Source organism: Pseudomonas sp. RU47 (assembly GCF_004011755.1).
Taxonomy (GTDB): Bacteria; Pseudomonadota; Gammaproteobacteria; order Pseudomonadales; family Pseudomonadaceae; genus Aquipseudomonas.
In genome coordinates this window covers 1,874,546-1,893,424 of the sequence record NZ_CP022411.1, presented here as the reverse complement: position 1 = coordinate 1,893,424, position 18,879 = coordinate 1,874,546, and the positions used below count along the sequence as shown (strand labels likewise).

At 60.7% G+C, this 18,879-nt stretch carries 21 protein-coding genes and 1 riboswitch; of the genes, 4 read left to right on the top strand and 17 right to left on the bottom strand.

The window, feature by feature from the left end:
- The first annotated feature begins 206 nt into the window (after positions 1 to 206).
- Together CCX46_RS08655 and CCX46_RS08650 are read left to right on the top strand one after the other, a co-directional pair.
- Positions 207 to 689 carry a hypothetical protein gene (locus CCX46_RS08655; RefSeq protein ID WP_127926373.1) on the top strand — a complete coding sequence of 161 codons (483 nt, stop codon included), beginning with the start codon at positions 207 to 209 and terminating at the stop codon, positions 687 to 689.
- 146 nt (positions 690 to 835) lie between these two features.
- Positions 836 to 2,107, top strand: coding sequence for an OmpP1/FadL family transporter (locus CCX46_RS08650; protein WP_127926372.1), 1,272 nt, complete (start codon positions 836 to 838; stop codon positions 2,105 to 2,107).
- A 199-nt stretch (positions 2,108 to 2,306) separates the two neighbouring features.
- Here CCX46_RS08650 and CCX46_RS08645 read toward each other — a convergent pair whose 3' ends face one another.
- The 14 genes from CCX46_RS08645 to cobO form a co-directional block, all read right to left on the bottom strand.
- The gene (locus tag CCX46_RS08645; protein ID WP_127926371.1) at positions 2,307 to 2,867 is read right to left on the bottom strand and encodes a glutathione peroxidase; all 561 of its coding nucleotides are present in this window, start codon (positions 2,865 to 2,867) and stop codon (positions 2,307 to 2,309) included.
- A 54-nt stretch (positions 2,868 to 2,921) separates the two neighbouring features.
- Complete coding sequence (locus CCX46_RS31005) at positions 2,922 to 3,044, bottom strand: hypothetical protein (RefSeq protein WP_274594975.1); 123 nt, start codon at positions 3,042 to 3,044, stop codon at positions 2,922 to 2,924.
- Positions 3,041 to 4,249: an MFS transporter gene (locus CCX46_RS08640; protein WP_127926370.1), complete on the bottom strand. Its 1,209-nt coding sequence runs from the start codon at positions 4,247 to 4,249 to the stop codon at positions 3,041 to 3,043. The genes CCX46_RS31005 and CCX46_RS08640 overlap by 4 nt, the downstream gene beginning before the upstream one ends.
- Before the next feature lie 53 nt (positions 4,250 to 4,302).
- Positions 4,303 to 4,707, bottom strand: coding sequence for a MarR family winged helix-turn-helix transcriptional regulator (locus CCX46_RS08635; protein ID WP_007919794.1), 405 nt, complete (start codon positions 4,705 to 4,707; stop codon positions 4,303 to 4,305).
- A gap of 174 nt (positions 4,708 to 4,881) precedes the next feature.
- Positions 4,882 to 5,613, bottom strand: coding sequence for an adenosylcobinamide-GDP ribazoletransferase (locus CCX46_RS08630; protein ID WP_127926369.1), 732 nt, complete (start codon positions 5,611 to 5,613; stop codon positions 4,882 to 4,884).
- 1 nt (position 5,614) lies between these two features.
- On the bottom strand, positions 5,615 to 6,190 hold the full coding sequence (gene cobC, locus CCX46_RS08625) for an alpha-ribazole phosphatase family protein (protein ID WP_127926368.1): 576 nt from the start codon (positions 6,188 to 6,190) through the stop codon (positions 5,615 to 5,617).
- Positions 6,187 to 7,242, bottom strand: a complete 1,056-nt coding sequence (gene cobT / locus CCX46_RS08620; RefSeq protein WP_127926367.1) for a nicotinate-nucleotide--dimethylbenzimidazole phosphoribosyltransferase — start codon at positions 7,240 to 7,242, stop codon at positions 6,187 to 6,189. Before cobT ends, cobC begins: the two co-directional genes overlap by 4 nt.
- The gene (cobU, locus tag CCX46_RS08615; RefSeq protein WP_127926366.1) at positions 7,239 to 7,760 is read right to left on the bottom strand and encodes a bifunctional adenosylcobinamide kinase/adenosylcobinamide-phosphate guanylyltransferase; all 522 of its coding nucleotides are present in this window, start codon (positions 7,758 to 7,760) and stop codon (positions 7,239 to 7,241) included. Before cobU ends, cobT begins: the two co-directional genes overlap by 4 nt.
- A gap of 148 nt (positions 7,761 to 7,908) precedes the next feature.
- Complete coding sequence (locus CCX46_RS08610) at positions 7,909 to 9,360, bottom strand: cobyric acid synthase (protein WP_127926365.1); 1,452 nt, start codon at positions 9,358 to 9,360, stop codon at positions 7,909 to 7,911.
- The gene (cobD, locus tag CCX46_RS08605) at positions 9,357 to 10,349 is read right to left on the bottom strand and encodes a threonine-phosphate decarboxylase CobD (protein WP_127926364.1); all 993 of its coding nucleotides are present in this window, start codon (positions 10,347 to 10,349) and stop codon (positions 9,357 to 9,359) included. Before cobD ends, CCX46_RS08610 begins: the two co-directional genes overlap by 4 nt.
- Positions 10,342 to 11,250 (bottom strand): adenosylcobinamide-phosphate synthase CbiB, encoded by a 909-nt coding sequence (gene cbiB / locus CCX46_RS08600; protein ID WP_127926363.1) that lies wholly within the window; start codon positions 11,248 to 11,250, stop codon positions 10,342 to 10,344. The genes cobD and cbiB overlap by 8 nt, the downstream gene beginning before the upstream one ends.
- Entirely contained in the window at positions 11,247 to 11,897 is a 651-nt protein-coding gene (gene bluB, locus CCX46_RS08595) for a 5,6-dimethylbenzimidazole synthase (RefSeq protein ID WP_127926362.1), read from the bottom strand. The genes cbiB and bluB overlap by 4 nt, the downstream gene beginning before the upstream one ends.
- On the bottom strand, positions 11,894 to 13,294 hold the full coding sequence (locus tag CCX46_RS08590; RefSeq protein ID WP_127926361.1) for a cobyrinate a,c-diamide synthase: 1,401 nt from the start codon (positions 13,292 to 13,294) through the stop codon (positions 11,894 to 11,896). The genes bluB and CCX46_RS08590 overlap by 4 nt, the downstream gene beginning before the upstream one ends.
- Entirely contained in the window at positions 13,291 to 13,902 is a 612-nt protein-coding gene (cobO, locus tag CCX46_RS08585) for a cob(I)yrinic acid a,c-diamide adenosyltransferase (RefSeq protein WP_003223053.1), read from the bottom strand. Before cobO ends, CCX46_RS08590 begins: the two co-directional genes overlap by 4 nt.
- Before the next feature lie 81 nt (positions 13,903 to 13,983).
- Positions 13,984 to 14,213: riboswitch (cobalamin riboswitch) on the bottom strand.
- A gap of 163 nt (positions 14,214 to 14,376) precedes the next feature.
- Here cobO and CCX46_RS08580 point away from each other — a divergent pair.
- Both CCX46_RS08580 and CCX46_RS08575 read left to right on the top strand, forming a co-directional pair.
- Complete coding sequence (locus CCX46_RS08580) at positions 14,377 to 14,961, top strand: hypothetical protein (protein ID WP_127926360.1); 585 nt, start codon at positions 14,377 to 14,379, stop codon at positions 14,959 to 14,961.
- 66 nt (positions 14,962 to 15,027) lie between these two features.
- Positions 15,028 to 16,341 (top strand): PQQ-dependent sugar dehydrogenase, encoded by a 1,314-nt coding sequence (locus CCX46_RS08575; protein WP_127926359.1) that lies wholly within the window; start codon positions 15,028 to 15,030, stop codon positions 16,339 to 16,341.
- 133 nt (positions 16,342 to 16,474) lie between these two features.
- Here CCX46_RS08575 and CCX46_RS08570 read toward each other — a convergent pair whose 3' ends face one another.
- From CCX46_RS08570 to hda, 3 genes are all read right to left on the bottom strand, one after another.
- Positions 16,475 to 17,011, bottom strand: coding sequence for a C40 family peptidase (locus CCX46_RS08570; protein WP_122608421.1), 537 nt, complete (start codon positions 17,009 to 17,011; stop codon positions 16,475 to 16,477).
- Between the two features lie 220 nt (positions 17,012 to 17,231).
- Complete coding sequence (locus tag CCX46_RS08565; protein ID WP_007919826.1) at positions 17,232 to 17,849, bottom strand: C40 family peptidase; 618 nt, start codon at positions 17,847 to 17,849, stop codon at positions 17,232 to 17,234.
- A 214-nt stretch (positions 17,850 to 18,063) separates the two neighbouring features.
- Positions 18,064 to 18,768 (bottom strand): DnaA regulatory inactivator Hda, encoded by a 705-nt coding sequence (hda, locus tag CCX46_RS08560; RefSeq protein ID WP_007919828.1) that lies wholly within the window; start codon positions 18,766 to 18,768, stop codon positions 18,064 to 18,066.
- Positions 18,769 to 18,879 lie beyond the last annotated feature (111 nt).

Below are 18,879 nucleotides of genomic sequence, written 5' to 3'. Positions count from 1 at the left end.
ACTTTTTGCCCTTGGCGCCTAAGCACCAACGGGTATAACGGTTATAACTCGAAGCCGGAAATATTTTAAAAACAGGCCTTTACGTCGCGAATATGACACTACACTTCAACTCAAGCGGCGTGATCCGCTTACGGCGAGCCTGAACCGATCCATTGCTGCCAAGCCCCCTTCAGGACTCGCCATTCCTAACAAGATCCGAGGGTTTTATGGGTATCGCTGCCAGCGAACTGTGTCGATATGTGATCCGTCCAACGCTGATCTATCTGGGACGTCACTGCGCCACCGCCGAATCATTGCTGCTGGGCATCGCCGCCAGTCAGTCAGCCCTCGGATCCGCCCTGCATGACCGTCGTGGCCACGGCCTCTACCGCATCGCCGAGCATCGCCATCAAGCCCTGTGGGATGACTATCTGGCGCTCGATCCGGAACGCGCCAGCCTGGTTCGCGGCCTCGCCAGTCAGCATGCATTCCTGACTGGCCCACACCTGGAACTGACGGTGAATCTGCGTTACGCCACCGCCATCGCCTGGCTACTGGTTGAAGAACAAAACCCCACCCTCCCCGATCCGAACGATTTGCTCGCAATGGCGCGTATCTGGCGCCAGACCTTTCAACCCCAGGGTCGTCTGCGTGATTTCACTTACGCATGGCGCACCTGTGTTTCACCGGTGAATCAGGTCGCGTGCTGACCGACCGGTTTCCGAAGATCTGCCAACAGGTGGCGAATCTGGTCTGATTGTCCTACAAAACCGCTCTAACTCAAGGCATACGGACTATGGCGCTGGGACGAAAATGTTGGTAATTTTCGCCCCGGTGATCACCAGGAGTTCTAATAATGAAAAAAGTCATGCTCAAAACCACCCTTAGCCTCGCCGTTACCCTCGCCTCCACGCAAATTTTCGCGGCCGGCTTTGCCCTCAACGAACAAAGCATCAGTGGGATGGGGACTGGTTTTGCCGGGCGATCTTCTTCTGCCGACGACGCAAGCACTGTTTATGGCAACCCTGCCGGCATGTCGCGCATCAAGCGCGAACAGGTTACCGGTGGTGTAGCCGTTGTCGATGCTCACACCGATATCAGCAATGCCAGTTCCAGCCCCAATGGCGGCAGCAACAAAGGCGACATGGTGCCCCTCACCGCTGTACCTATGGGCTTCTACGTCAAACCGATCGATGAGCACTGGGCATTCGGCCTCGGCGTTTATGTGCCGTTCGGCCTGATCACGGATTATGAAAACGGCTTTGCCGGCCGTTACTTCGGCAGCAAGTCCGAAGTGCAAGTCATCACTTTCCAACCGACCGTCAGCTACGCATTCAACGACAAAGTGTCGATCGGTTTCGGCCCAACCATCAACCGCATTGACGGTGCGCTGGAATCCAACCTGTCGATCACTCAAGCCCTGCCGGACGGCAAGGTCAAGATCAAGGGTGACGACACCGCACTGGGCTACAACGTCGGCCTGCTGGTACAAGCCACCGACACCACTCGCGTGGGCCTGACCTATCACTCGAAAGTCGACTACAAGCTCGAAGGCAACACCAAGGTCAACTACGGCGCACTGGCCGCAGTCGGCCTGGGCTCCAGCCAGAAGTACGACGCTTCGTTGAAGATCACCACACCTGAATCGGTCGACCTCTCGGTTACCCAGGCGATCAACGATCGCTGGAACGTGTATGCCGGTACCACCTGGACCCGTTGGAGCCAGCTGGAAAAAATCACCGTGAAAAACTCTGGCGTTCAGCCGCTGCTGGCCGGCCAGTTCGGTTCGATCAACGAAGACCAGAACTGGCATGACTCCTGGGCTTACGCCGTGGGTACTTCGTACCAGCTGAACAAGGAATGGGTACTGCGTACCGGCCTGACCTTCGACCAGTCGCCGACCAATAACGAAGACCGTTCGCCACGCATTCCGACTGGCGACCGCACTATCTTCAGTATCGGTGCCGGCTGGAGCCCGACCGACGACCTGACCATCGACGTCGCTTACTCGTACCTGAAGGAAGAGTCGGTGAAGATCCGCAACGAAAACAATCGTGGCCAGACCTACGACGCCAAGTATGAAAACTCGGCAAACGGTTTCGGTGTCGGCGCGACCTACCGCTTCTGATGCTGCATGGCGAGGCTGACCCCTCGCCCACAATAAAGCCCCGCTCTCTTTGCAGAGGCGGGGCTTTTTTATGCCTGAAATTTGTGCGACCTGTAGGAGCTGTCGAGTGCAACGAGGCTGCGATCTTTTGATCTGTTTTTTAAAGTCAAAAGATCGCAGCGTGCCGCAGCTCCTACAAAATCATCGCCGGCCTTCGGATTCAAGGCTTCAGCGGTTTCGAGGCGATGGCCTTCTCGATCGCGGCGATAAATTCCGGATCATCAGGCTTGGTCAGGCTGGAAAAATTGGCGATGACCTTGCCCTGGCGATCGACTACGTATTTGTAGAAATTCCACTTCGGTGCGCTGCTCTGTGCCGCCAACACTTGAAACAGATGCGTCGCGTCATCACCACGAACCTTCTGCGGCTCGGTCATGGTGAACGTCACGCCGTAATTGGCGTAACAGACCTTGGCGGTCTCGGCGCTGTCCTTGGACTCCTGCTTGAAGTCATTGGAAGGCACACCGAGCATTTCCAGCCCTTGACCTTCGTAGCGCTTATGCAGCGCCTCCAGGCCTTCGAACTGCGGCGCGAAACCGCAGAAGCTCGCGGTATTGACCACCACCAACGGCTTGTCGGCGTACTGCTTGCACAAATCGATGGATTCCTTGGCTCGCAGCTTGGGCAGCGAGCCTTGCAGCAATTCGGGACAGTCAGCGGCCTTGGCCAAACCAGTCAACGCCATCAACAACGCGGGAACAGCACACCAGCGCATCAGCATGTCGAACATCCTTGAGCAGTCGTCAGAGTTTGACGTTACTCGCCATGCCTGTTTCTAGCAAATGCTCATGCCCAACTGCATCAGGGCCAGACCACCCTGCTGCCAGCCCCACCACACCAGCGCCAGCAATGCGGCGCCGAGTGCGCTGATGACGATTCGCGAACAGAGTTGACTCATACGGCGCTCGCAGCGGCTTGCAGACGTGCGACCGGCCGCTCACGCACCGGCCAGTTCAGCGCGGCCGCCAGCAGACTCAAGAGAATCGCCACTTGCCAGATCAAGTCATAACTCCCGGTTCGGTCATACACCACCCCGCCCAGCCAGCCGCCCAGAAACGAGCCGAGCTGATGGAACAGGAACACGATGCCACCGAGCATGGACAGGTTTCGCACACCAAACAAGGTCGCCACCGTACCGTTGGTCAACGGCACCGTCGACAGCCACAGGAAACCCATCGCCATGCCAAACAGGTAGGCCGACGTGGTCGTCACCGGCAGCCACAGGAACAGCACGATCACCACCGCGCGCAACAGATACAACGCGGTCAGCAAGCGTGGCTTGGACATGCGTCCGCCGAGCCAGCCAGCGGTGTAGGTGCCGAAGATATTGAACAATCCGATCAACGCCAGCACCGTGGTGCCAACGCTGGCGGGCAGATGCTGATCGACCAGGTAGGCCGGCAGGTGCACGCCGATGAACACCACCTGAAAACCGCAGACGAAAAAGCCGAATGCCAACAACCAGAAACCCGAATGCGAACAGGCTTCGCGCAGGGCCTCGGACAGCGTTTGTTCATGGCCGAGTACCGGCAGCGGCTTGTCCTTGAGCATGCTCACCAGCGGCACGATCAACGCCACCAACAGGCCCAGCACCAACAGCGCTGCCGACCAACCGAGCCAGCCGATCAATCCGAGGGTGCCCGGCAACATGGCGAACTGGCCGAACGAACCGGCGGCGCTGGCAATGCCCATGCCCATGCTGCGTTTCTCCGGCGGCACGGCACGGCCGACCACACCGAGAATCACCGAGAACGACGTGCCGGACAGGCCGATACCAATCAGCAGACCAGCGCTCAGCGACAGCGTCATCGCCGAATCCGACAGGCCCATGCACACCAGGCCCAAGGCATAGAGCACACCACCGATCAGCACCACTTTCGCCGCACCGAAGCGGTCAGCGAGTGCCCCGGTGAACGGCTGCGCCAGGCCCCAGATCAAATTCTGCAAAGCGATAGCGAAGGCAAACACCTCGCGCCCCCAGCCGAACTGCGCGCTCATCGGTGACAGAAACAAGCCAAAACCGTGTCGCACGCCCAATGACAACGCCAGGATCAGCGCACTCCCCACCAACACCCAACCGCACGTACGCCACATCGATGTCATTGTTGTTCTCCGCTTGCGGGTATATACCCGCTTGAGTTTGGAAAAAACCGGCCTCAGGCCAGTTCATCCAGCAATCTGAGCAAGGTTTCACGCTTCTCGGCGCCCAGTCGATCGATCAACCGCTGCTGCGCTGCCTCCCAGGCCGGCAGTGCTGCTGCCAGACGTTGCACGCCGGTTTCGGTGAGTTTGACGATGCGGTTACGCATGTCCTCACCCTCGGCCAGCGCCACCAGCCCCTCGCCTTCCAGCACCCGCAGATTGCGCCCGAGAGTGCTGCGATCAAGACCCATGGCTTCGGCGAGTTCCGAGATGCTCGGTTGATCCAGACGCTGCAGATTGCACAGCAAAGAATACTGGGCAACGTTGATCCCGAAGCCGTCGAGAGCGCCGTCGTAATGCCTGCTGACGCCACGAGCGGCGCGACGCAGGTTGGTGCACAAACACTGAGATGGAAGCATGATGCGTGTATATACCCGCGACTGTGTTAAATCAAGTTACAGATGAGTTTACCCATAACATTGTGCTGCCGGTGAGGCCGCCTTCGCGAGCAAGCTCGCTCCCCCATTTGCAATGCGATCCCCTGTGGGAGCGAGCCTGCTCGCGAAGAGGCCAGCACAGACAATCCAAAACTGTCAGACCAAAACCAATCCAGCCAGCACCACCATCTCCAGCAATTCCAGCAACGCCCCCGCCGTATCACCGGTCGTCCCGCCCAACCGCCGCATCATCACCTGCCGCAGCCAGACAAACACACCGACAGCAATCACCAGCGCAACGACGGCACTGAACCCGGCAATCAACACACAGGCCAACGCACTGAAGCCCAACACCCACCAACCAGCCCTGCGCGGCAAATGATCCGCCAACGCCTGCCCCAACCCGCCCGCGCGCACATACGGTGTGGTCAGAAACAACCCCAGCAATGCCGCCCGCCCGAGCAACGGCACGATGATCAACGCAAGGCCTTGCTGTTGCTCGATCAGCGCCAATAGCGCCGCGAACTTGAGCAGCAACACCAACACCAGCGTCACCACCGCAATCGGCCCGCTGCGCGGATCTTTCATGATCGTCAGCGTGCGCTCGCGATCACCAAAACCGCCGAGCCAGGCGTCGGCGCTGTCGGCCAGGCCATCGAGATGCAACGCGCCACTGAGCAACACCCACACCGTCAGCAACAGCGCCGCATGCAACAACAACGGCGCGCCCGCCAACGCCAGATTCAACGCCCACAGGATCACGCCAAACAGCAGCCCAACCAGCGGATAAAACAGCAGCGACCGCCCAAGCTGTTCCGGTTCGGGCATCCCCGGCAAACGAATCGGCAGGCTGCTGAGAAATTGCAGGGCGATCCACAGCGGCAACATGTCAGTGACCTTCCTTGAGCGAACCATCAGTTTCGATCGTCAGCGCAAACAACGCGCCGTGAGCGACATCGACATTGAGCAGTTGTTCGCGCGGCAACCCTCGCGCTTGCGCCAGCAACAAACGCATCACGCCGCCATGACTGATCAGCAACACCCGCTCACCGGCGTAAGCACTGTGCAGGCGCGCAACGGCCGCCAGCACTCGAAAAGAAAACTCGCTGAGCGGTTCACCCTGCGGCGGCGTAAACGAATACGGATCGGCCCAGAACAACCCCAGCGCTTCAGCATCGGTCTTCATCAACGCTGCCGTGCTCTGCCCTTCCCACGCACCGAAATGCAGTTCCTGCAGATCCTTGTCCAGATGCACTGACAGGTTCAGTTGCTCACCCAGCTCTGCGGCAAACCGCGCGCAACGTTGCAACGGCGAACTGACGATCCGATCCCACGGCCCGCCCTCGACCACGGCCGCGCGCATTTGCGTCCAGCCCTTTTCGGTCAGCGCATCGTCGAGGCTGCCGCGCAAACCACCGCCGAGCTCAGTTTCACCATGGCGCAGCAGATCCAGTTGCAGGGTCATGCCGGACGATCCGCTACCGCTGCTTCGGCGAATGTCGCCATCTGCCCGTGCAGATCACAAGCCAAGCGCAACAGAGGCACCGCCAGGGCAGCGCCACTGCCCTCGCCCAGACGCAAACCGAGTTCCAGCAACGGCTCGGCCTGCAGGGTTTCCAGAACATGACGATGGCCCGGCTCGGCACCGCGATGGCCGAACAACAGCCACTCGCGACAGGCCGGATTCAAACGCACCGCGACCAGCGCCGCGACCGTGCAGATAAAACCGTCGACCAGCACCGCCACGCCTTCTTGAGCCGCTGCCAGATACGCACCGACCAGCGCGGCGATTTCAAAACCGCCGAGATTGCACAGGGTCTGCAACGCATCGCCACGCTGTGCCGCGTGCAATGCCAACGCACGCTCGATCACTTGTGCTTTATGGCTGACACCTTCGGCATTCAGCCCGGTGCCGGGGCCGGTCAGATGCGCCACCGGGCAATCGAGCAAGGCACAAGCCAAGGCACTCGCCGCGGTGGTGTTGCCAATACCCATTTCGCCGCCGATGAACAACTGCGCGCCCGCCGCTTTCGCCCGCAACAGACTGTCGCGACCGGCCTGCAAGGCGAGTTCGCCCTGAGCCTGAGTCATTGCCGCACCCTGAGCGAAGTTCGCCGTACCCGCGCCAATGTTCAAATGACGCACACCCGGCAGGTTCAGCGCGGGATTCACCGTGCCCAGATCGACCACTTCCAGCTGCGCGCCAAGCTGCCGCGCCAACACACTGATCGCCGCACCGCCGCTGACAAAGTTGAGCAGCATCTGCCCGGTGACTTCCTGCGGGAACGCCGAAACACCTTCAGCGACCACGCCGTGATCACCGGCAAAAATCGCGATCCACACTTGCGAGAGCGTCGGTTTGACCTGGCCTTGCAGGCCGGCCAGTTGCACCGCGACCGATTCCAGTCGACCGAGGGAACCGGCCGGTTTGGTCAATTGCTGCTGTCGCGCCGTCGCTTGCTCAACGACGTAGAGATCGACCGGTTTGCACGGGTTCAGCCACCAGGTTTGAGTCATAACGCAGGTCCTTTCAGAGTCAGGGGCAGGCCGGCAACGGTCAGGACAACACGCTGACAGCGCTCGGCCAGAGCTTGATGCAGCCAACCGGCTTCATCGACGTAGCGGCGAGTCAATTCGCCCAGCGGTACAACACCCATTCCGGTCTCGTTGCTGACAAAAATGATTTCACCCGGCAAAGACGCCAGGCATTCGAGCAAGGCCTCGCGCTCGGCGGCGAGGCGTTCGGCGTCATCGAGCATCAGCAGATTGGTCAGCCACAGGGTCAGGCAATCGACCAGCAAGCAACGCTCGGCGCTGGCGGATTCACGCAGGACGCGGGCCAGCTCCAGCGGCTCTTCGATGAGCGCCCATTCGGCGGGACGGCGCGCGCGGTGGTGGGCGACGCGGGCGCTCATTTCACCGTCCAGCGGTTGGCTGGTGGCGATGTAGGTCACAGCCAGGCCGCTATCGCTGGCGAGTTTTTCCGCCAAGCGACTTTTGCCGGAGCGGGCGCCGCCGAGGATCAGTTGGAGCATGGGTTCATCCAGGAAAATTCAAGTGAGGCAGCCGCCGCTTTCGCGAGCAGGCTCGCTCCCACAGGGTTATGAGTTGTACTCAAAATGTATGGCTAACCGCATTCACTGTGGGAGCGAGCCTGCTCGCGAAGAGGCCAGCCCAGGCAACTCAAATCCCACAGAGTCGACGCAATAGATCCGTATCCAGATACTTCTCCACCAGATCCGCCAGCCGTTCGATATCGCGTTCGCGCAAGCCGTGGTAATCCACCGCCTGCACATCGCTCAACCCGGCCCAGCGCAGCAACGCCGCACTCGCCGCCGGCGATTCGAACAGGCCATGCAGATAGGTGCCGAATACCTGCTCATCAACACTCTGTGCACCGTCGCAACGGCCATCATCCAGATGCACCGCAGCGTTTTCCAACGCCGGTCCGCTGGTCACGCCGGCATGAATTTCATAACCGCTGACGTCGGCATCTTCCAGCGCCAGCCGTCCACGCACATTGCGCAACTGCTTCTCGGCTTCAAGTGTGGTTTCGAACGCCAGCAAGCCCAAACCGGCACTCGTGCCCGGCGCGCCTTCGAGGCCGAGCGGGTCATGCACCTGCTCACCGAGCATCTGCAGACCGCCGCAGATCCCCAGCACTTTGCCGCCGTAACGCAAGTGCCGAGAGATCGCCGTATCCCAGCCATTGGCGCGCAGATAGGCCAGATCGCTGCGCACACTTTTCGAGCCCGGCAGAATGATCAGGTCAGCCGCCGAAATCGCCTGCCCCGGGCCGACGAATTGCAGATCAACTTGCGGATGCAGGCGCAGCGGATCGAAATCGGTGTGGTTGCTGATGCGCGGCAGCACCGGCACCACCACTTTCAACACCTGCTCAGCCTTGTCGGTCTGGCGCTGATCGATGCCGTCCTCGGCTTCCAGATGCAGATCCATCACGTAGGGCAATACGCCCACCACCGGTTTGCCGGTACGCTGTTCCAGCCAGTCAAGGCCCGGTTGCAGCAAGGCGATGTCGCCACGGAAGCGATTGATGATGAAACCTTTGACCCGCGCCTGTTCGCTTGGCGAGAGCAACTCCAGGGTGCCGACCAGATGGGCGAAAACCCCGCCGCGATTGATGTCCGCGATCAGCAGCACCGGGCAATCCACCGCTTCGGCAAACCCCATGTTGGCGATGTCGCCGGCACGCAGATTGATCTCCGCCGGCGAACCCGCGCCTTCGACCATCACCAGCGGATACGCAGCGCTGAGCCGCTCGTGGGACGCAAGCACCGCTTTCATCGCGATGGCTTTGTAGTCGTGATACGCCACGGCATTCATCGAAGTCACGGCGCGACCATGGATGATCACTTGCGCGCCGGTGTCGCTGTTCGGCTTGAGCAGCACCGGGTTCATGTCGGTGTGCGGTTCAAGAAACGCCGCTTGCGCCTGCACCGCTTGCGCGCGGCCGATCTCACCACCATCAGCGGTCACCGCGCTGTTGAGCGCCATGTTCTGCGGTTTGAACGGTACGACCGCCACGCCCTGGCGCGTCGCCCAGCGGCACAGCGCCGTCACCAGTGTGCTTTTACCGGCGTCGGAAGTGGTGCCCTGCACCATCAGGGTGGTCATGCGTGGTCCTTGGCGAAAGCGATTAAAGCCTGTTCGAGACGCGCCTCTTCAGCCGCGTCGGCAGGCAGGCCAAAACGCAAACTGCTGTTGTGGGTAAAGATGCGCAGGAGAATGCCGCGACGGGCCATGAATGCGTGCAACACCTCGGCGTGTTCGGTGATCAGCCACTGGAACAGCGCGCAACCACCCTGCGGCTTGAAGCCGTAGCGTTCAAGCAGCGCTGCCAGCCGTTCACTGGCCTCATCACTGCGAATCCGTTGGCGTGTGTGCCCTTCGGTGTCTTGCAGACACGCTTGCCCGAGCACCCGCGTCGGCCCACTCACCGCCCATGGCCCGACCTGTTCGGCGAGCAGCTTGAGCAACTTGCGCTCGGCCAGCACAAAGCCCAGACGCACCCCGGCCAGACCGAAAAACTTGCCGAACGAACGCAATACGATCAGCCCGACTTGATGCGCATGCGGCGCCAGGCTCAGTTGCGGCGTGTTATCCATGAAAGCTTCATCGACCACCAGCCAGCCGCCACGCCGGGCAAGCCGCGCGTGCCAGTCGAGCAATCGTGCCGGGGTCAGACTCAGACCGGTCGGGTTGTTCGGGTTGACCACCACCAGCACGTCGAGGCTATCGAGAAAAAATTCGACTTCCTGCTCCAGCACTTCGCGCACGATGTAACCGCTGCGGCGCCAGGCTTCGGCATGTTCGGCATAACACGGTGACAACACGCCGACTTTGCCGGCGCGGCGCAAGCGCGGCAGCAACTGAATGGCCATCTGCGAACCGGCCACCGGCAGCACTTGCGCGGCACCGTAGTAATCGCACGCAGCATGCTCCAGACCATCATCGGTTTCCGGCAAACGCGCCCAGGCGCGCAGCGGGATTTCGGGGATCGGGAACGGCCACGGCGCGAGGCCGCTGGACAGGTCTAGCCAGTCCGCCTCGGCAATGCCGTAATCGAGTGCCGCCTTGCGCAGCCGGCCACCGTGCTCAAGCATAGAATTCAGCCCCCACGCAAAGAATCAGCAGCCATAACCATACGCCGCGCTGGACCAATTGCCAGCCACGGTCGATGGAATCGGCATCCGCTGGAGCGCCTTCGCCGAGTTGCGGCCGCTCGTGCAGTTCGCCGTGATAGATCGCCGGGCCGCCCAACTCCACGCCCAAGGCTCCGGCTCCGGCCGCCATCACCGGGCCGGCGTTGGGGCTGTCCCACTTTGGCGCCTGCGTACGCCAGCACTTCAACGCGAGTCGGGTTTTGCCGAGCAGCGCGTAGGTCAACGCCACCAGACGCGCAGGAATGTAGTTGAGCACGTCGTCGATTTTCGCCGCCGCCCAACCGAAACGTCCGAAGCGTTCGTTGCGATAACCCCACATCGCATCGAGCGTATTGCTCAAGCGATAGAGCACCACGCCCGGCGCACCCGCCACGACAAACCAGAACAGCGCGGCGAACACCGCGTCACTGCCGTTTTCCAGCACCGATTCGGTGGCGGCGCGGGCGACGGCGGTGCTGTCGAGTTCATCGGTCTGGCGGCTGACCAGATAGCCGACGCGTTTGCGCGCCTCTTCAAGATCTTCCGCGCGCAAGGCAGCAGCCACTGGCGCGACATGCTCGCCGAGGCTGCGCATGCCGAGGGCGCAATACAACGCGAGAATCTCGACGACCCAGCCCACGTACGGCGCCCAGGAAAACGCCGTGGCGAGCAAGGTCAGCGGCAGCACCGCGATCACCCACGCGGTGACGCCATGGCTGCGCCAACCACGACCACCGGCGTTGAAACGTTGCTCGATGCGCCCGGCAAAATTGCCGAACGCCACCAGCGGATGCCAGCGTTTCGGTTCACCGAGCAGCGCATCCAGCGCCACCGCGGCGACACTCAACAACGCCACACTCATTGACTCACTCCCCAATAATTTTCGTACAGCAACTCATTGAGCGGACGCGCCTGCGTCCACCCTTCGAGTACCAGCATCGGCGCCGGATAGAATTCCTTGACCGAGCCCAGACATAAAACGGCCAGAGGCTTGGCACCTTCGGGCAACTTCAGCAAATCGGCGAGCGCCTGCGGCTCGAATAATGAGACCCAGCCCATGCCGAGGCCTTCGGCGCGCGAGGCCAGCCACAAATTCTGGATCGCACAAGACAACGACGCCATGTCCATTTCCGGCAGCGTGCGACGACCGAAAATGTGCTTTTCGCGATCATCCATCAGCGCGGCGACCAGCACTTCGGCGCAATCGTTGATGCCCTCGACCTTGAGCTTCATGAACTCGTCACTGCGCTCGCCGAGGGCTTCAGCGGTGCGCACGCGTTCTTCTTCCACGAGGTTCTGGATCTGCCCGCGCAGGGCTCGGTCGCTGATACGGATGAAACGCCAGGGCTGCATCAGGCCGACGCTTGGGGCCTGGTGGGCGGCTTCCAAGAGTCGGCGCAGCAGATCCGGCTCGACCGTGCCGCCAGTGAAGTGGCGCATGTCGCGGCGTTCGGCGATGGCTCGATAAACCGCTTCGCGCTCGGCTTCGGAGAATGCGTTGTCGGTCATGGCCCTTTCGCGAGCAGGCTCGCTCCCACAGGGGATTGCATTTCGTCAGGCACGACATCGCCCACTGTAGGAGTGAGCCTGCTCGCGATAGCGTCCTCAAGGGACGGTGCAAACAATGCTGCGACAGCCACAGGATTCGACGGGAAATAGAAGTGCACATAAGAGGCCGTCATCCGCCCTTCCCGATAAACCGCCTCGGCCCCACGCCCACCATTCGGGCTCAAACCCCGTGCAATCGGCGCCAGTTCGGTAGTCGTCAGGGAATGATGATAAGTGTGCCCACGCAGCGAACCTTCCGGCAGATCGACCGCTTGCAGGGCCAGTGCCGCCAGACGCTTCTGCATCACCGCGTCGCCTTTGAGCAACCCAACCAATTCGGCGCGAGTGCCTTCAACGTCCGTCAGCGAATCGAGCAGATACAGCATCCCGCCACATTCAGCGAGCAACGGTTTACCCGCTGAATGATGCGCACGAATCGCTTCAACCATCGCGGTGTTCTGCGCCAGCGCAACGTGATGCAACTCCGGATAACCACCGGGCAGATACACGCTGTCCGCTTCAGGTAATTGCGTGTCGCGGATCGGCGAGAAGAAACTCAACTCAGCACCCATCGCCCGCAACAGATCGAGACTCGCGCCATAGGTGAAGGCAAACGCTTCATCACGGGCGACGGCGATTCGTACATTCTTCAGCAGCGGCTCGACAGCGATGATGTCAGGCGCGGCGAACTCAACCGCCGGTGGCAGGGCTACCTCACAGCTGCTGGCGAGAGCGTCGGCAGCGGCGTCGAGACGCACATCGAGGTCATTCAGTTCGCTGGCCTGCACCAGGCCGAGATGCCGGCTCGGCAGTTCGATGCCTGTTTCGCGGGACAACGCGCCGTACCAGCGCAGCCCCTCCGTGAGGCTGCCTTCGAGCAACTGCGCATGGCGCAAGGTGCCGACGCGATTGGCGAGCACACCGGCAAACGGCAGATCTGGCTGATACTTCGCTAAACCTAGAGCCAACGCACCAAAGGTCTGCGCCATGGCCGTCCCATCAATCACGCCAAGCACCGGTACACCGAAGTGCCGCGCCAGATCGGCACTGGACGGCGTGCCATCGAACAGGCCCATCACGCCCTCGATCAGAATCAGATCCGCCTCGGCAGCGGCTTCCCACAACAGACGACGACTCTCCTGCTCGCCAACCATCCACATGTCCAATTGATACACCGGCGCACCGCTGGCGCGCTCGAGAATCATCGGATCAAGGAAGTCCGGGCCGCATTTGAACACGCGCACTTTGCGCCCCTGATTGCGATGCAAACGGGCGAGCGCGGCGGTGACGGTGGTCTTGCCCTGACCGGAAGCCGGCGCGGCGATGAGCACCGCCGGGCAGTGACGTGGTTGATTCAAAGTTCGACGCCTTTCTGCGCTTTGATGCCGGCCTGGAAGGCGTGTTTGAGCATGCCCATTTCGGTGACCGTATCGCCCATCTCGATCATTTCCGGCTTGGCCGCGCGACCGGTGACGATCACGTGCTGCATCGGCGGACGCGCCTGCAGATCGCTGAGCACCTGATCGAGATCGAGGTAGCCGTGCTTGAGAGCGATGTTCAATTCGTCGAGCACCACCAGACCGATCGACGGATCGCGCAGCAGTTCGCGGGACACGGCCCACGCGGCTTCGGCGGCGGCGATGTCGCGCTGACGATCCTGGGTCTCCCAAGTGAAGCCTTCGCCCATCACGTGAAAGCGCACTTGCTCAGGGAAGCGGCGGAAAAACAACTCTTCGCCGGTGCTGTTGCGGCCCTTGATGAACTGCACCACACCGCACTGCATGCCGTGGCCCATGGCACGGGCGAGCATGCCGAACGCCGAGCTGCTTTTGCCTTTGCCGTTGCCGGTCAGCACCAGCACCAGGCCACACTCGTCAGGCGAGTTGGCGATGCGTTCGTCGATCACGGCTTTTTTGCGCTGCATACGCGCCAGATGGCGTTCGTCGCGCTCGGGGGAATCAGTCATAGGGGAGCTCTCCGTTGAGGCTGGAAAACGGCGGGCAGGCACAAGAATAGACGGCAAAAAGCCTGGCATCGCCCACCGTGATGCCGCTGGATGGATCAGGCCGGTCTCCGGGCTCATGAGCGGCGTTGGCCTGACTGCGCGCCTTCCCGCTTCTTTCGAGGCAGTGGCTCAAGGCGCAGCTTTCACTCATTTACCGTTGCGGGGGCAGCGCCGGGATCGTGGTAGTTCTTCGCTTGAAGACAACCCTCACCGGCTTCCCTGTTTCACTCTGTCGACGCAGGTCACAGAGCACCTGAAACAAGCCGCGAAGGTTAGAGGGTTGGGGGTGGAGCGTCAATTAAAGAGGCGGCCATCGGGCGAATAACTGCCGCCAATCAATTATCTGCCGCCAATCTTGTGCCACACTGATACAAGTGATATCAAAGAGCCATGCTTTTCCCGAAAAGCCCACCACAACAATAAAGGACGATGACGATGCAAGGCATGATCATCAGCAACCCGCGCCTGGAATTCCTGCGCCCGGTGCTCGAACGCTGGTTTGACTGTATCGACCGTTACAACGCCGTGCGCGGCGACAGCGATACCCCTTACTGGCATGACGAGAAAGCCAATCTCGGACTGCTCTCGGCGGCGGCCTGGATGGCTGAGCTGGTGACCTTGAACGAAACTCCCACGCGCAAGCAGAACGAAGAAGGCGAGCGCAACGCTCGCGCCGATCTGTTTCTTGCCGGCGCCGAAGACCGCGCCTTTATCCAGGCCACTCAGCGCTGGCCGAAGGTCACCAACCTGAATCTGACCCAAGCCCTGCTCGATATCACCAACGACGCCAAACGCATCAGCTACGCCAGCGATCTCAAGCTCGGCTGCCTGTTTATCGCGCCGCAAAAAACCCAGCACAGCGCCAGCCCCGAAGAGCTGCAGGACATGGTCGACGATCTGCAAAAGGAACACACCTGCGCGGTCGCCTGGTATTTCCCTTACGCCTACCGCAAGTTGCGCAGCGAAGCGGGCAACTATCACCCGGGCATCGCCGTGCTGTTCAAGGAAGCCCGCAGCTGAGCAGTTGAACCATCGGGCTTGCGCCCTCCTCTATGATTAGGAATGCATTCATAGGGAAGATCAGCAATGCGCAAGCCCCAGCTCGTTTTTGTCATCGCCTTCGCCGGAGGGCTCGCCGCCTGCGGTGAGACCTCCAGCCTGCAAGTCTCCGACGGCACCGGCCCGTCGCCGAAGCTGCCCGAACCGAACAAGACCCTGATCCCGACGGTGAACATCGCCCCGGCGATCGGCTGGCCCGAGGGCGGCAAACCGACAGCGGCGGCTGGCACCCAGGTGGCAGCGTTCGCCGAAGGCCTCGATCATCCGCGCTGGTTGTATGTGCTGCCCAACGGCGATGTGCTGGTGGCGGAAACCAATGCCCCGCCAAAACCGGATGACAGCAGCGGGATTCGCGGCTGGGTCATGAAGAAGGTCATGGGCAAGGCCGGCGCTGGCGTGCCCAGCCCAAACCGCATCACCTTGCTGCGTGACGCCGACCACGATGGCGTCGCTGAGACGCGCACAGTGTTCCTGCAAAACCTCAACTCACCTTTCGGTATGACGCTGGTCGGCAACGATCTGTACGTCGCCGATACCGATCGCTTGCTGCGCTTTAACTACGAACCGGGCGCGACCGAGATCAAGTCGCAGCCAATCAAGGTTGTCGATTTGCCTGGCGGCACGCTGAATCACCACTGGACCAAAAACGTCATCGCCAGCAAGGACGGCAGCAAGCTGTACGTCACGGTCGGCTCGAACAGCAACGTCGGCGAAAATGGTCTGGATAAGGAAGAAGGTCGCGCCGCGATCTGGGAAGTTGATCGGGCGACCGGCAATCACCGGATCTTTGCCTCGGGCATCCGCAACCCCAATGGCCTGGCCTGGGAACCCACCAGTGGCGCGCTGTGGACGGCAGTGAATGAACGTGACGAGATCGGCAGTGATCTGGTGCCGGACTACATCACCTCTGTGAAGGACGGTGGTTTCTATGGCTGGCCGTTCAGCTACTACGGCCAACATGTCGATGTCCGCGTTACGCCGCAAAACCCGGATCTGGTGGCCAAGGCCATTGCCCCGGATTACGCCGTCGGGCCGCACACTGCGTCTTTGGGCCTGACGTTCGCCGAGGGCAACAACCTGCCGGCGCAGTTCAAGGAAGGTGCCTTTATCGGCCAGCACGGCTCATGGAATCGCAAACCGCACAGTGGCTACAAAGTGATTTTCGTGCCGTTTACCGGCGGCAAGCCGAGTGGCACACCGGTGGATGTGCTGACCGGGTTCCTCGACAAGGATGAGAATGCACTGGGCCGCCCGGTGGGCGTGGTGATCGATCAGCAGGGGGGCTTGCTGGTGGCGGATGATGTTGGCAATAAGGTTTGGCGAGTCTCAGCCACGAAGTGATGTTGAATGTGACCTGAAACAACTGTGGGAGCGAGCCTGCTCGCGAATGCATAGTGTCAGCCTCCATTGAGTTGACTGATACACCGCTTTCGCGAGCAGGCTCGCTCCCACATTAGAACGGCTGCGATTTTTACTACGGGTTATGCGCCAAATGCTCCGGCTGCAACACCCGCTTGGCACTCAGATAAGCCTTCTGCCAATACGCCTTCGACAGGCTGTCCAGCTTCACCGTGCCGCCCGTGGCCGGCGCATGCACAAAGCGCCCTTCGCCGACGTAGATCCCCGCATGACTGACCTGCGAGCCGCCATTGGTGGCGAAGAAGATCAGATCGCCGGTCTGCAAGCCTTCCTTGCCGACATTCGGTGCCTGCATGACGATCAGCTCACGCGTCGAACGTGGCAAAGAAATGCCCGCCGCATCACGGTAGACAAAACCGATCAGCCCGCTGCAATCAAACCCTGAATCCGGCGTGTTGCCGCCCCAGCGATAAGGCGTGCCGACCAGACCGAGCGCGCGAAACAGCACGTCTTCAGCAGCAGGCGAAAAAGCTTGGGAGGGGCCGAACACGACCGGGGCACGAACCACCGGCGCAGGTGGCGGCGTGCGACTGGCGCAGGCGCTGAGCAGCGCTGCGCAGAGCATCAATGTGAGGCGGGCCGACATCGTCATAAGCAGAACATCCTGATCTGGCTGCGGCTTTTTCTGCCGATGGACAGAAAAGAAAACCGCCTGCGTGAGCACGCAGGCGGTTTGCCATCAATATAGATTCAGGATTCTAGCGGCTACGCGGCAAACTTCAAGTAAGACTTTAACTTCACCTTGTAAAGTATACGTCTACTCCGTTGCCGGAAGCCCGATTGTCGCCGCGAACGCAGCGACAACGGGGGGATTACTTACGAGCAGTGACTACAGTCGGAGCGTTGGCCAGAGCGCGTTTCGCTTCGATGAAGGTCTTGCTCCAGTAGCTGTCACCCAGGCTGTCGATGCGAACACCGCCGCTGCGACGACTGCTGGAGTGGATGAACTGGTTGTCACCGAGGTAGATCCCGGCGTGACTGACACGACCGCGACGACCGTTGGTGGCGAAGAACAGCAGATCGCCCGGCTCAAGGTTGCTGCGCGAGACCAGCGGCGCATCCACGTTGATCATTTCGCGGGTGGAGCGCGGCAGGTTCATGCCGGCCTCTTCACGGAAGAGGTAGCCGATGAAACCGCTGCAATCGAAACCGGCTTCAGAGGTACCGCCGAAACGGTAACGGGTACCGATCAGGGACATGCCGCGTTCGAGGATGCTGTCGGCCAGAACAGGAAGCTGATAAGGCTTCTTGCCATTGAATTCGTTGAGTTCTTTTTCGGTGTCCAGCTCTTCCTGGTAAATAACGGAAGACTGAGCCGTGGCAGAATTTTTAACCTGTTGAGGCTGCTCTTGGACTGGAGAATGAGCAGCGCAACCGTACAACAGGGTGACGAGTGCGAGAGGCACGAGGGGTGCGAAGCGCTTTAGCATGGGCACGACCGTGGCTGATAGTTGTAAAGAAGCCGAGACTATGCCCGCTATCAGTCTCATTTGCAAATTCAATCGATCTTTTTGTGACTTCCCGGTTTCTCGTTTACATCTAAGCGCTTAAGCCCATTTGAACCGATACGCGGCCTGCACATTGCGCAGGAAAGCGGATTTTCTGGCGCCTGAAATATGCCGAAACACGCTGAAAGCCGCGCCGTTACCAGCCTAGCGTTTCTTTCAGGAAGGGAATGGTCAGCTTGCGTTGAGCCTGCAAAGAGGCCTGATCGAGCTGTTCAAGCAAGTCAAACAGCGCACTCATGCTGCGGGTGCCACGCGTCAAAATAAAATGCCCGACCTCATCGGTCAGGTGCAGACCGCGACGCGACGCGCGCAATTGCAGAGCGCGCAATTTGTCTTCGTCGGAGAGTGGGCGCATCTGGAAAATCAGCGCCAGCGTCAGTCGCGATTTCAAGTCAGCCAGCTTGACCGGCAATTCACGCGGAGAGGTGGAAGCGGCAATCAGCAAGCGCCGACCGCTGTCACGCAGACGGTTGAACAGATGAAACATCGCCTCTTCCCAGTCAGCCTTGCCGGCAATCACCTGCAAGTCATCCAGGCAAACCAGTTCGTACTGTTCGAGGTTATCGAGGATTTCGACGCCGCGGTCCATCAACTCGGCCAACGGCAAGTACACCGCCGGTTCCCCCATCTGCTCGAATCGCAGACACGCCGCCTGCAACAGATGCGTACGCCCTACGCCGTGTTTGCCCCACAGGTAGATCAGGCTTTCTGTCCAGCCGGCGTCGGCTTCGCATAGACGCTCGACATAGCCGAGTGCAGCGGCATTGGCGCCTGGGTAGTAGTTGATGAAGGTGGCGTCGTCACGCAGACGCACACCTAGGGGCAGCTGAATCGGTTTCATGCTGACTGAACAGTTCTCAAGGAACCGTTAGTGGCCTCTGTGTAAAGTTTGCGAAGTTTATACCCGTGAAGCTGAGCGCACAATGCGACAGAGTCCAAGCAAAATCAAAGG